Origin of the sequence: Streptomyces sp. NPDC101151 (genome assembly GCF_044768335.1) — a bacterium.
Taxonomy (GTDB): domain Bacteria; phylum Actinomycetota; class Actinomycetes; order Streptomycetales; family Streptomycetaceae; genus Streptomyces.
This window is the reverse complement of the sequence record NZ_JBIWPP010000018.1, coordinates 89,792-101,610: the sequence shown is the minus strand read 5'-3', so window position 1 is coordinate 101,610 and position 11,819 is coordinate 89,792. Positions and strand designations below refer to the sequence as shown.

The 11,819-nt window shown below is 73.2% G+C and carries 11 protein-coding genes; 3 read left to right on the top strand and 8 right to left on the bottom strand.

Features of this window, described 5'->3' with window-relative positions:
* Positions 1–70 precede the first annotated feature (70 nt).
* Together ptlH and gap are read right to left on the bottom strand one after the other, a co-directional pair.
* On the bottom strand, positions 71–925 hold the full coding sequence (gene ptlH, locus ACIRU3_RS28850; RefSeq protein ID WP_404062035.1) for a 1-deoxypentalenic acid 11-beta-hydroxylase: 855 nt from the start codon (positions 923–925) through the stop codon (positions 71–73).
* A 209-nt stretch (positions 926–1,134) separates the two neighbouring features.
* On the bottom strand, positions 1,135–2,139 hold the full coding sequence (gene gap / locus ACIRU3_RS28845) for a type I glyceraldehyde-3-phosphate dehydrogenase (protein ID WP_404062032.1): 1,005 nt from the start codon (positions 2,137–2,139) through the stop codon (positions 1,135–1,137).
* A 135-nt stretch (positions 2,140–2,274) separates the two neighbouring features.
* On the opposite strand from gap, the gene ACIRU3_RS28840 reads away from it, so the two are divergent.
* On the top strand, positions 2,275–2,736 hold the full coding sequence (locus tag ACIRU3_RS28840) for a MarR family winged helix-turn-helix transcriptional regulator (RefSeq protein ID WP_404062030.1): 462 nt from the start codon (positions 2,275–2,277) through the stop codon (positions 2,734–2,736).
* A 74-nt stretch (positions 2,737–2,810) separates the two neighbouring features.
* On the opposite strand, the gene ACIRU3_RS28835 is transcribed toward ACIRU3_RS28840, so the two are convergent.
* Positions 2,811–3,011 (bottom strand): DUF2191 domain-containing protein, encoded by a 201-nt coding sequence (locus tag ACIRU3_RS28835; RefSeq protein WP_404062027.1) that lies wholly within the window; start codon positions 3,009–3,011, stop codon positions 2,811–2,813.
* A gap of 404 nt (positions 3,012–3,415) precedes the next feature.
* Between ACIRU3_RS28835 and ACIRU3_RS28830 the strand changes: the two genes are divergently transcribed.
* On the top strand, positions 3,416–4,150 hold the full coding sequence (locus ACIRU3_RS28830) for an SIR2 family NAD-dependent protein deacylase (protein WP_404062024.1): 735 nt from the start codon (positions 3,416–3,418) through the stop codon (positions 4,148–4,150).
* A gap of 30 nt (positions 4,151–4,180) precedes the next feature.
* On the opposite strand, the gene ACIRU3_RS28825 is transcribed toward ACIRU3_RS28830, so the two are convergent.
* From ACIRU3_RS28825 to ACIRU3_RS28805, 5 genes are all read right to left on the bottom strand, one after another.
* On the bottom strand, positions 4,181–4,663 hold the full coding sequence (locus tag ACIRU3_RS28825; protein ID WP_404062021.1) for a methylated-DNA--[protein]-cysteine S-methyltransferase: 483 nt from the start codon (positions 4,661–4,663) through the stop codon (positions 4,181–4,183).
* Between the two features lie 11 nt (positions 4,664–4,674).
* Positions 4,675–6,162 carry an AlkA N-terminal domain-containing protein gene (locus ACIRU3_RS28820; RefSeq protein ID WP_404062018.1) on the bottom strand — a complete coding sequence of 496 codons (1,488 nt, stop codon included), beginning with the start codon at positions 6,160–6,162 and terminating at the stop codon, positions 4,675–4,677.
* Between the two features lie 83 nt (positions 6,163–6,245).
* Entirely contained in the window at positions 6,246–7,922 is a 1,677-nt protein-coding gene (locus ACIRU3_RS28815; protein WP_404062015.1) for a hypothetical protein, read from the bottom strand.
* 26 nt (positions 7,923–7,948) lie between these two features.
* Positions 7,949–9,517 carry a serine/threonine-protein kinase gene (locus tag ACIRU3_RS28810; RefSeq protein ID WP_404062013.1) on the bottom strand — a complete coding sequence of 523 codons (1,569 nt, stop codon included), beginning with the start codon at positions 9,515–9,517 and terminating at the stop codon, positions 7,949–7,951.
* On the bottom strand, positions 9,514–11,274 hold the full coding sequence (locus ACIRU3_RS28805) for an FHA domain-containing protein (protein ID WP_404062010.1): 1,761 nt from the start codon (positions 11,272–11,274) through the stop codon (positions 9,514–9,516). The genes ACIRU3_RS28810 and ACIRU3_RS28805 overlap by 4 nt, the downstream gene beginning before the upstream one ends.
* An 83-nt stretch (positions 11,275–11,357) precedes the next feature.
* Between ACIRU3_RS28805 and ACIRU3_RS28800 the strand changes: the two genes are divergently transcribed.
* The coding region (locus ACIRU3_RS28800) for a hypothetical protein (RefSeq protein WP_404062008.1) at positions 11,358–11,819 on the top strand (462 nt) is incomplete at its 3' end.

Sequence of the window (11,819 nt, the reverse complement as noted above, 5' to 3'; positions counted from 1 at the left end):
GGACTTGCTGCGGGGGTGACGGGTCCTGGGTCCCGGGAGCGCCGGTGGGGGGAGCTTCGCGATGAGTCATCTATTCAACCGAGCTGGGGGTTCCGGTGATCTTCGACATGATTCCCTTGGAGGGGTCCTTCGCCGATTCCGTCCACGGTGTGAGCGCGTTGAAGCCGCGCTCCGACGCGGCCGGCTGCACGCGGGTGTCCATCGACATCCGCATGACGGCCGGGGACGACAGGTTCGGGACCGACTTGTGGCAGGTGTAGGCGTGCATGAACAGGACGTCGCCCGGCTCCATGCCGGAGTGCAGCAGGGGCTCGTCCGCACCCATCAGCTCGGCGGATATGCCGCGCACCGGGTGGCCGAACCTGCGGAAGGACTCGTGGACGACGTGCTCGCGCGGACCGCGCCGGTGGCTGCCGTCCACGAGCGCGACCCCGCCGGACTCCTTGGTGGTCGCGACGAGCGGTATCCACACGGGGCGGAAGTCCTTGTTGGGGCCTATGTAGAAGCCGTCCTGGTGGAACGGCGTCAGGTGGGCGAACGACGGCTGCTCGACGTCCGCGGCCGACGGGTAGTAGCGGATGGTGGTGGAACGGAAGACGAAGACGGGTTCGCCGAGGACCTGCTCGAAGACCTTGAGGGTCGAGGGGTCGTTCCAGAACTCGTCGTACTTGACGTACTCGTGCATCGCCACCTCGTCGACCTCCTCGAAGGAGTCGATGGTGACGCCGTCCAGCGTGGCCTTCGGGTCCGCCGCGCCCAGCGCGACCAGCCCCGCCAGCATCTGCTCCGCGGTGGTGCGGACGAGGTCGCGGTCGAGGACGCCGCGCAGATACAGATAGCCGTGCTCCTCGAAGAAGGCGTCGAGCGCCTCCCGGTCGTCGAGCAGCGGTGTGCAGTCCGTGTATTCCCCGGTCACGTACGTCATGGGTTCCCGTCCTTGTGACATGGTCCGAAGAGGCGTGTGACGTGTCCCGCCCGGCACGCGGGAAGGCCGACGGCCGTGAGGGCGCCGGTGGGGGCGTCCCCGCGCACGGTGTGCCGGGACGCCGACGCGTCGGGGCGGCGGCCGCCGCCCGGAGGCGGGCGGCCGACGAACTAGGAAGTGATCGAAGAGGAGTCGGGCCGGACGGCGCGTCAGAGACCGGCGCCGACCAGCAGGGCGAGGTCGATGAGTCGGTTCGAGTAACCCCACTCGTTGTCGTACCAGCCGACGACCTTGACCTGCCCGTCGGTCACGCGGGTCAGTTCGGCGTCGAAGACGCAGGAGGCGGGGTCGCCCACGATGTCGGTGCTGACGATGGGCGCCTCGGTGTAGGAGAGCAGGCCCTTGTAGGCACCGGCCGCGGCCGCCGCGTACGCCTCCTTCACCTCCTCGACGGAGGTACGCCGGCTCGGGGTCACCGTCAGGTCGGTGACGGAACCGGTGGGCACGGGCACCCGCAGGGCGAAGGCGTCCAGCCGGCCGGCCAGTTCCGGCAGCACCAGGCCGATGGCCTTGGCGGCCCCGCTGGAGGTCGGCACGATGTTCAGGCCGGCGGCACGCGCCCTGCGCAGGTCCTTGTGGGGGGCGTCCTGGAGGTTCTGGTCCTGGGTGTAGGCGTGAACGGTGGTCATCATCCCCGCCTCGATGCCCACGCTCTCGTGCAGCACCTTGGCCAGCACCGCGAGACAGTTGGTGGTGCAGGAGGCGTTGGAGATGATGGTGTGGCGCTCGGGGTCGTAGGCGTCGTCGTTGACACCGAGTACGACCGTGATGTCCTCGCCGCTGGCCGGGGCCGCGATGATGACCTTCTTCGCACCGCCCTCGACATGCGCGCGGGCCCGGGCGGCGTCGGTGAAGATACCGGTGGACTCGATCACGATGTCCACGCCGAGATCACCCCAGGGCAGGGCACCCGGGTCGCGCTCGGCGAGCACCTTGACCGTCCGGCTGCCGACGCGGATCGCACCCGGCTCGGCGGCGATCTCCTCGGGGAATCGGCCCAGGATCGAGTCGTAGGCCAGCAGATGGGCCATGGTGCCGACGTCACCGAGGTCGTTGACGGCGACGATCTCCAACTCCGAGCCCCGCGCGGCCATCGCGCGGAAGACGTTGCGGCCGATACGCCCGAAACCGTTGATACCGATGCGCACAGTCATTGATATGTCCCTCACCTTGCGCTACTGGGTGGTTGACGCGCCGTTGCGCCGAGGTGCGATGCCGGACCACACATCACCGCGGGGCGGGGACGTGATGCATCACGACCTTATATAAGCATGCGATACATTTCCAGGGTGACCTCTCCTCAGAACATCAGCCACAGAACCGACTTGGACGTCGGTGATCTCACCAGGGCGATCGAGAACTTCAACCGCTTCTACATCCGGCTCGCCTCCGTACAGAAGCTGTCGTTCACGACGCTGTCGGTGCTGGACACGCTGGCCTTCAGCGGTCCGACGCGGCTGACGGACCTCGTCAGGACGGAACAGATGAGCCAGCCCGGGGTAACCCAGCTGGTGACCCGGCTCGAACGGGACGGGCTCGTGGAACGCCGCCCCGACCCGACCGACGGCCGTGCCGTCCTTGTCCACATCACGGAGGCGGGCCTCAAAGTCGGCCAGGCCCGGCACCAGGACCGGGCCCGCCATCTGCAGCCCCTGATCAGCCTGTTGACGTCCGAGGAGCGGCAGACCATCTCCGCGGCCCTCCCCGTCCTCGCCCGCCTCGCCGACCTCGGCATGCAGACCCGCCAGTAGGGCGGCTCCGCGTCGAACCCGCCCGCTCCGGTGGTACTGGCAGCACAACCCCGCGAACGTGCCCGGAGCAGCGCTCAGCCCTCCGGGTCCCGGGGCTTCACGTCCACCGCACGCAAGGCCTCCTCGCGCGCGGCGGTGCGCGCCTCGGTCCGGTGCCCGCGCTCGACGTAGTCCCGGACGACGAGTTCCACCGCGTCCTGCGGATTGCCCACGTCCGCCAACGCCATTACCTCCACTACGAGTTGGGCGTCGAGCGAGACAGTCACCTTGGCCATGGCCGGACGCTAGCATCCGGAGGGCCGGCCCGAAATTGGTCCACTCCACCGCCCGCAAAGATCGCGCCACACCGATTCCCCGCCCCGGTCACCCCGACGACGACCGCGGCTGCGTCCGCCTGGTCCTCGCCGTGCCGGGTCGCGGGGGTGCGCCGGGTCCGGGCCGGCCGAGCGGTGGCGGTCGGCTTGGCCGAGAGACATCGGTTCGCAGGAGTGCGCGACCCGGTGTGCGGCACGAGCGGGATGCCTGGAACACCGGCCGGTCCGGATGCCGATGGCGCCCCGGCTGCCGCGCCCGGCAGTGCGCCTCGGTCGGCAACGGCTCGGACACCGCCCGCAACTCGCCGTTCACGACTTCTGTGCCTCGCTCGCCCCGAGCGGACGGGCGGCCTACTCTCGGGCCCATGGACAGGCCTCTCGTAGCCATTCTCAGCGGCGCAGGTGTCTCCACCGATTCCGGTATCCCGGACTATCGCGGTCCGAACGGGCTGTGGCGGCGGGATCCCGAGGCGGAGAAGCTCGTGACGTACGAGTACTACATGGGCGACCCGGAGATCCGGCGACGCTCGTGGCAGATGCGGCGCAAGAGCAGCACGCTCGGGGCCGAGCCGAACACCGCGCACCTCGCCGTGGCCGGTCTGGAGCGATCAGGAGTACCCGTACGGGTCATCACGCAGAACGTGGACGGGCTGCACCAGCTCGCCGGGATGCCCGCCCGCAAGGTGCTGGAACTGCACGGCAGCGCCCGCAGCGTCGTGTGTACGCAGTGCCGCGCGCGGGGCCCGATGGAGGACGCGATCGCCCGGGTCGAGGCCGGCGAGGTCGATCCGCCGTGTCTGGAGTGCGGCGGCATCCTCAAGTCCGCCACCGTGATGTTCGGCGAACGGCTCGACCCCATGGTGCTCGGCGAGGCCATGGCCGTCACCAAGGCCTGCCAGGTGTTCATCGCCGTCGGCACCAGCCTCCAGGTGCAGCCGGCCGCCGGCCTCGCGGGGCTCGCCGCCGACCACGGCGCGCGCCTGATCATCGTCAACGCCGAGCCGACCCCGTACGACGAACTCGCACAGGAGATCGTGCGGGAGCCGATCGGGACCGCACTGCCCGCGCTGCTGGACCGGCTGGTCGCGAGGCCTAGCTGAGTACGGTGCCCGGACCAGGGCCGCCGCCGTTCAGAACAGAGCCGTCCCCCGCTCGAAGTCCAGCAGTCGGCGCTTGCGGTCCAGGCCGCCGCCGTATCCGGTGAGGTCGCCGGCCGCTCCGATGACCCGGTGGCAGGGCACGATGATGCCGACCGGGTTCTTCCCGTTGGCCAGTCCGACCGCGCGGGACGCCTTGGGGTTGCCCAGGGCGTCCGCGAGTTCGCCGTAGGAGCGGGTCTCGCCGTACGGGATGCGGGTGAGCTGGTCCCAGACGCTGCGCTGGAACGGGGTGCCGTTCAGCCGGAGTTCGAGGGTGAACTCCTTCAACTCGCCCGCGAAGTAGGCCGACAGCTGTTCCTCTACCCCGGAGAAAGGGGTGTCGTCGAGCGTGCCGAAGGACTCCTCCGGCGGGCGGTGGCGCTGGTCCGTCATGTAGAGGCCGCACAGGATGCCGTCGTCGGCGACGAGGGTCAGGGGGCCGTAGGGGCTGTCGATGACGGTGTGCTGCTTCATGTCGAAGATCCTTACACGGGCAGGAAGTTGATCGGGTGGCTGTCGGTCGCCCACAGGTACTGCACCGCGTAGGCCCGCCAGGGCCGCCAGGCCTCGGCGCGGGCGGTGAGCGCGGCCGGGGTTGCGGGCAGGCCCAGCTCACCCGCGGCACGGCGGATCCCGAGGTCGGTGGCGAGGAAGGCGTCGGGGTCGCCGAGGGCGCGCATGGCGATGACGTCGACCGTCCAGGGCCCGAAGCCGGGCAGGTCGAGCAGCCGCGCACGAGCCTCGGCCCAATCGGATTCCACCCCCAGGTGGAGGGTGCCGTCGGCGAGTTGACGGACGAGTGTGGTGAAGGTGCTGCGCCGGGTGCGGGGCATGGCCAGGGTCTCGGGGTCCACGGCGGCCAGCGCCTCGGGAGAGGGGAACAGATGGGTGAGTCCGCCCTCGGGGTCGTCCAGGGGCTTGCCGTGGCCGGTGACCAGGCGGGCCGCGTGGGTGCGGGCGGCGGCCGTGGAGACCTGCTGGCCGAGCACGGCCCGGACGGCGAACTCGGCCTCGTCGACCGTGCGCGGCACCCGGCGGCCCGGCGCCCGGTCCACCAGCGGTGCGAGCAGAGGGTCCGTGCGCAGCCGGTCGTCGACGGCGACCGGGTCGGCGTCCAGGTCGAGCATGCGCCGGCAGCGGCTGATGGCCACGGTCAGATCGCGCAGGTCGCTCAGGGTGAGGCGGCAGGCGATGTGGTCGGGTCTGGGGGCCAGCGCGACGATCCCGTGTCCGTACGGCAGCCGGAGCGTGCGCCGGTAGGCGCCGTCGCGCCACTCCTCCACGCCCGGTACGGCCGTGGCGGCCAGGTGACCGAAGAGGTTGTCGGGGTTGAGCGGGGCGCGGAACGGCAGCCGCAGTGCGAGGGTCCCCGGGGTGCCCGCGGCGGTGGCGCTGTTCTTCGGCAGCCTGGCGCGCAGCTCGCTCGGGGACAGCGCGAAGACCTCGCGGACGGTGTCGTTGAAAGTGCGGATGGAGGAGAAGCCGGCGGCGAAGGCGATCTCCGCCATGGGCAGCGGGGTCGTCTCCACGAGCAGCCTTGCGGTCTGGGCGCGCTGGGCGCGGGCCAGCGCCAGGGGTCCGGCGCCCAGCTCGGCGAGCAGCTGCCGTTCCACCTGCCGGGTGCTGTAGCCGAGCCGGGCGGCGAGCCCGGGTACCCCTTCGCGGTCCACGACACCGTCGGCGATCAGCCGCATGGCGCGGGCCACCAGGTCGGCGCGCCGGTTCCACTCCGGGGAGCCGGGGCTGGTGTCCGGGCGGCAGCGCTTGCAGGCCCGGAACCCGGCCTGCTGGCAGGCGGCGGCGCTCGGGTAGAAGGTCATGTTCTCCGCCTTGGGCGGGACGACCGGGCAGCTGGGCCGGCAATAGATGCGGGTGGTCAGGACGGCCGTGAAGAACCATCCGTCGAACCGCGCGTCCTTGGACTGCACGGCGCGCACGCAGTGCTCCCGGTCGAAGTGCGTCCCTGTCTGCATGCGTCCAGCATCGACCATCACGGGAGGCGTCCGCTGGCGAGAATCCGACACGTACCTGGCGGTGGCCAGGGATCCGGTGATGCTCAGGGGCAGACGTAGGTGAAGCTCGCCTTCGCCTCCATCGGGGCCCGCTGGTGAGCGATCCGCAGCCGGGCGGTCCCCCGGAAGCGCCCGGGACCGCGGACCGTCCAGCGCAGGTGCACCCGCAGCCGGCGCTCACCACGACGGGCGGTACGGACCAGCTCGTCCGGCTCCTGGCCGTCCCCGCGCAGCCACCGGTACGTGACGGGTCCGCCCTGGCCGTCGGTGGTGACGACTCCGACCAGGTCGGCCGTCTGACCGCAGTGCAACGGCCCTGCGGGGGCCTGGACCCGGACGGCTACGACCGCCGGGGCGGAGTCCGGCCGCAGCAGCAGCCAGAGCAGGACTGCGGCGATGGCCAGGACGGCGGTGGTGACGAGCCGGCCCCGGCGTCTTCGGCGCGGTCGCCGCGCTGCGGGTGCCGCTGCTTCGATGTGCCACCGGGCGCGCAGAACGTCCTGTTCGTCGAAGGGAACCCCGGGGCCGAACCGGAGCAGGACCTCGTCGGACTCTTCACTGGCGGGTACCGGGGGCGTGTCGGCGCGGTGGCGCTTGCCGAGCACGGTGGCCCGGGTGTCCGAGACGGCGCTGGAGCGGGCACGACCGATCGTGGTGGGCTGGTCGGCGGCGGCTGGGGGGTGCGGTGCGAGGGCTCGCGGGGCCGGGCTCCCGGAATCGGCAGGGGCCGTCGGGAGGGCGGCCCGGTCGGGGGCCGGATCCGGCGTGGTGAACGGTGTGACGACTCCGGTGGTCGTTGCCGGGTGTCCGTCCTCCCTGGCTCGGGCAGGGTGATCGGAGGGCGCAGCGGCGGAGTGCGCCGGTGACGGCGGCGGTGCGGTGAACTCCGGCGTCGACGCGGCAGCCGCCGCGCGCAGTGCCGTACGGCGCAGGAAGTCCGCCGGGAGCGCCGCGCGCCCGGCCACCAGCGCGGCTCGGGCCGCCGCCAGCCCCTCGGACTCGGCGGTGGTGGCACAGCGGGCGAACAGGTCAGCCGCGGGAGCTCCGGCCGGCGTCCAGGCGGCGCCCAGGGCGCGGGCCAGGGCGGCCCAGGCGGTGATGTCGGCCGACCGGCGGTCGGCGTGCGGCCCAGCGCCCGAAACGTCATGCGCAGCACCCGAAACCTGCTGCGCAGCGCCCGGCGGCGGTACCGCCGCAGCGTCCGTGTCCCCGGCCCGACGGGGGGCGTGCGGCGAGTCGCCCAGCACCGTGCTCAGCGCCGCCTCGGCGAGCAGGGCGACGCCGTCCGTGGTGAGGACCACCGTGTCCGGGCCGAGGGAGCCGTGGGCCAGGCCTGCCCTGTGCAGGGCCAGCAGGGTCTGTGCGGTCTCGTTGAGGATGCTCGCCGCGCCGCCCGCGTCCGGGCGGGGGCCGTCGGCGGACAGGACGTCGGCGAGCACGGGGGCCGGCGGCCGGTCCGTGAGCAGCCACACCTCACCGCCCTCGGCCACGAGGTCGACCGTGCCGGCCAGTCCGGGCAGCCGGAGCTGTGCCGTGGCGAGCACCACGGCCGCCAGGCGCTCGCGCGTGCCCGAAAGGCCGAGCAGGGCCGGGTCGATGCGCAACGCACCGAGCACCGGATCGCCGGAGCGGTCGGGCAGCAGGGCGTGCCAGGTGCCGAGGCGGGTGTCCCGTGACCAGCCGGACAGGGGCCGGCCGGCCACTGTGGTGGCTGTCGTCATGTCGATCCGTTCTGGTCGGCCGGTGTTCAGCACGGCGGTGCGTCCAAGGAGGCCGTCTGGGGGCCGTTCGCGGCCGCCGGGTCGCTGCCGAGCGTGACGTCCCAGGTCCCCCGGCAGGGATGGTTGGAGAAGTCGGCCTCGAAGGTCAGGTCGTACCGCGTGCTCCCGGACAGGGGCTGGGTTTGGGAGCCGTACGGGTCGGCCGGCGTGTCGACGTAGTAGTTCGCGGTGACGGTCACCGGACCGGTACCCGTCGTCACGACCGTCACCGCCGCGACGAGCGTGCCCGGTCTCTGCCCGCGCTGCCAGGAGCCGATGGTGATCGTGACCGTGCCGGGGCCGGCCGGGTCGGGGGGCACGGTGGCGGTCGGTGTCCCGGCCGATGCCGTCGCCTCCGTGGACGGCGAGGACGAGGACGAGGACGAGGACGAGGGGGTGGTGGAGGGGGACGCGTCGGTCGTGGGCGGGGCGGTGCTCGGCGTGGCGGACGGGGAGGGTGAGGTGGCCGGCGCCTTGGATGGGCCGACCGGTGACGGGGTCGACGTCGCCGCCGTCGTCGCCGTGTCGTGCGGGCGGCCCGTCGTGTACGTCGCTCCGCCCGCGACGACCACCAGCGCGGCCACGCCGCCGGTCGCCGCCTTCCATCCCCCGCGCTTGAGCCGGCCCAGCAGGGTCAGCGCGGCGGCCGAGCCGTCGAGCGTCGCCGTCGCGGTGAAGGGGAACAACAGGGCGAGCAGTGCGGCGAGTTCGGCCAGCCGGCTGCGGCCGCGCTCCTCCCAGCGGGCGCCGTAGCCCTCGGTGGCGGCCCGTTCCAGGTCGGCGAGGAACGCCTCGACGCCGGGCCGGTCCGCCGGGTCCTTCGCCAGGCCCGCGCGCAGCAGTCCGCGCACCGGCCCGGGTACGCCGTCCAGCGGGGCCGGTGCGCGCAGGTGCTGGAGGCGCAGTGCGCTCACGTCGTCGCCGGGGAAGGGCCGCCGTCCGGTCAGGCACTCGTAGAACACCACGGAGGCCGCGTAGACGTCGGCGGCCGGGCCGGCCGGCTCGCTGTTCCACTGCTCGGGCGCCATGTAGGCGGGTGTGCCCGCGGCCTCGGTCTCCCGGCCGCTGCGCACCGCGATGCCGAAGTCGGCGAGTGCGCTGGTGCCGTCGGCGCGGACCAGGACGTTCTCCGGCTTGTAGTCGCGGTGCACCACCCCGGCCGTGTGGGCCGCGCCCAGCCCCAGCAGGGAGCCCTTGAGCAGGACGAGCGCCGCCTCGGGGCCGGTCGCCCCGTGCCGGCGCAGCAGGTGGCGCAGGCTGACGCCGTCCACCGCCTCCATCACGATCGCGGCGCCGGCGCGTGCCTCGACGTACTCGTACAGCCGCACCACGCACGGGTGCCGCAGCTCGCCGAGCAGCCGGGCCTCGGCCCGGAACCGGGCCAGGAACTCCCGGTCCGTGCGCAGGAGTTCGCTCAGGTACTTGATCGCGACGGGCCCGCCGGTCGCGGTGTGCCGGGCGAGGACGACCCGGCCGCCGGCCCCCTCGCCGAGCGTGCGGACGCTCTGGTAGCCGGGGACGGTCCAGCCGCCCTCGGTGTGCGCCTCCTGGGTCATGCCGCCCCCTCCGCGGGTGCGGTGAACCCGGCGTCCTGCGGTAGTACGTCCGTCACGTCCCGGCGGCGCCTGAGCCGGCGCAGCAGCCAGCGCACGGGCGCGGCCCACACCGGGAACGCGACCAGGGCGACGACGGCCGCTTCGATCACCGTGGTCCACGGCTCGGCCAGCCGGCCCGCGAGCAGGTCGCCGATCCGGGAGCGCCAGGCCAGCAGGGCGAGGGCGAGGAAGCCGTAGGTGCCCACGACGACCGCGAGGCCGTAGGCGGCCATGCCCGCCTGGCGGGGGCCTGGCCGTCGGCCCCCGCGCAGGTCGCGCCACAGGCCCGTGCGGAAGTAGGCGCTCGCTTCCTCGCGCAGCCGGGGCACGCGCAGGACGTCGGTCAGCGCCTGGTAGCCGTCCAGCGGCATCAGCGGGTTGAAGTTGTAGAGCGTGTTCAGGTAGAGGCCGAAGGCCAGGTGGTAGAGGACCGCGGAAGCGGGTCCGCCGGGCAGCAGGGCCGCGCCCGTGGCGCACCAGCCGGCCAGCGCCGCCGTGGACAGCGGCCCGGACAGGGCCACCACGACCCGTGACCAGCGCGAGCCGAACCACATGTCGCTGGTGTCCACGAACGCGAACGGCATGCCCATCATCAGCAGGAACCCGCCGCGCCGGACCTTGCGGCCGTACGACTTCACGGCCAGCGCGTGCGTCAGCTCGTGGACGAGCAGCGCGGTCACGTATCCGGCAGCCAGCAGGACCGGGCCCCACACGCCCGCACCGTCGAAGTCCAGCAGGTGGTGACGGCGCTGGGCGGTGAGGAACGCGACGAGACCGCCGACGACCGAAAGCCAGGCGAGGAGCACCCCGGTCCGGGTGAACAGCCGCCAGCCGAAGGCCTGGTAGAGCCTGGTCACCAGCCGGTCGAGGCCGGGGACGGACAGCTCCAGCTTCAGCAGCGCCCGGTACACCGCACGCACCGCCCGGCGCCAGCCCCGCGGCTGCTCCTGCTCGGGCTCGCCCGGCACGCCGCGCAACAGCCCCGCGGCCGCGAACGCGGACAGCGCGGACTCGATGCGGGGCAGGGCGAGTTCGCCGTAACGGTCGGCGTACGCGAAGAGCAGGTCCCGTACGGTGTTCTCGCCGTCGACGGCGTGCCAGAGGAAGACCTGGCGCTCGTCCAATTCCAGATAGCGGCCGGTGCGGGTGTTGCTGAGCACCCAGCGCGGTGCACCGCGTTCCGTGGGGATCTGCTTGAGGGCCCAGCCGGAGCGGCGGCGGGGGCGCGCGGTGAGCGGGCCGCCCGCCTCCGGGGCCTCCTCCTGTCCGGCGGAGGGCAGGTGGGTCAGCTGGGTGCCGACCACCATCGTGCGGGACCCGATCCGGGTGTCGCGGGGCTGCTCGAACACCAGGCGTACGTCGCCCACGGACAGCTCGGTGCCGTCGGCCAGCTGGGCCGCGCCGCCGTGCAGGTCGACGCCGGCGGCCGCGGTGCCGTTGAAGGAGTCCAGGTCCTCGATCCGGAAGCCCTCGGCGGTGCGGACGATGCGGGCGTGGCGGCGCGAGACGCTGCCGTCAGGCAGGACGACGTCGTTGTCCTCGCCCCGGCCCAGCGTGGTGACCGGGCCGGTCAGCGCGACGAGGAGCGCCGGGTCGTCGAGGCCGCGCAGCCGGGGCGCGGCGTACGAGGTCGGTGCGGCACCCCGGCGCGGGGTGCCGCAGTGCAGGCAGTAGGGAAAGTCGCGCCGCACGTGGACGCGGCAGAGGTGGCAGAGCATGCGGTGGCTCAGCCTCCGCCGGAACCGCTGAGGAACGTACCGCCGTTGAAGCCGCCGTCCGCGTCGGGTGCGGAGGGCGACAGGTGGGTGGCGACGTCGCCGGTGCCGGGCAGGTCGATGCCGCCGCGCACGGTCGTCGCGGCGCGACCGAAAGTGCCTCCTCCGCCGCCGCCTTCACCACCGCCGCCGCCACCGCTGGGACGCCGGCCGTTCTCCGAACCGCCACCACCACTCTCACCGCCGCCGTCACCACCCCCTACACCGCCACCGCCACCGCCACCGCCACCGGGGCGCCGGCCGTTCTCCGAGCTGCCGCCGTCACCGCCACCGTCGCCGCCGCCTTCACCGCCGCCACCGCCACCGGGACGCCGGCCGTTCTCCGAACCGCCACCACCACTCTCGCCACCACCGCCGTCACCGCCACCGTCGCCGCCGCCTTCACCGCCGCCACCGCCACCGCCACCGGGACGCCGGCCGTTCTCCGAACCGCCACCACCACTCTCGCCACCACCGCCGTCACCGCCACCGTCGCCGCCGCCTTCACC

Excerpts from the sequence above, each read along its gene's own strand:
- ACIRU3_RS28805 (WP_404062010.1), bottom strand. The coding sequence starts at position 11,274 with ATGCTCTGCCACCTCTGCCGCGTCCACGTGCGGCGCGACTTTCCCTAC.
- ptlH (WP_404062035.1), bottom strand. The coding sequence starts at position 925 with ATGACGTACGTGACCGGGGAATACACGGACTGCACACCGCTGCTCGAC.
- ACIRU3_RS28830 (WP_404062024.1), top strand. The coding sequence starts at position 3,416 with ATGGACAGGCCTCTCGTAGCCATTCTCAGCGGCGCAGGTGTCTCCACC.
- ACIRU3_RS28810 (WP_404062013.1), bottom strand. The coding sequence starts at position 9,517 with ATGACCCAGGAGGCGCACACCGAGGGCGGCTGGACCGTCCCCGGCTAC.
- ACIRU3_RS28835 (WP_404062027.1), bottom strand. The coding sequence starts at position 3,011 with ATGGCCAAGGTGACTGTCTCGCTCGACGCCCAACTCGTAGTGGAGGTA.
- ACIRU3_RS28825 (WP_404062021.1), bottom strand. The coding sequence starts at position 4,663 with ATGAAGCAGCACACCGTCATCGACAGCCCCTACGGCCCCCTGACCCTC.
- ACIRU3_RS28815 (WP_404062015.1), bottom strand. The coding sequence starts at position 7,922 with ATGACGACAGCCACCACAGTGGCCGGCCGGCCCCTGTCCGGCTGGTCA.
- ACIRU3_RS28820 (WP_404062018.1), bottom strand. The coding sequence starts at position 6,162 with ATGCAGACAGGGACGCACTTCGACCGGGAGCACTGCGTGCGCGCCGTG.
- gap (WP_404062032.1), bottom strand. The coding sequence starts at position 2,139 with ATGACTGTGCGCATCGGTATCAACGGTTTCGGGCGTATCGGCCGCAAC.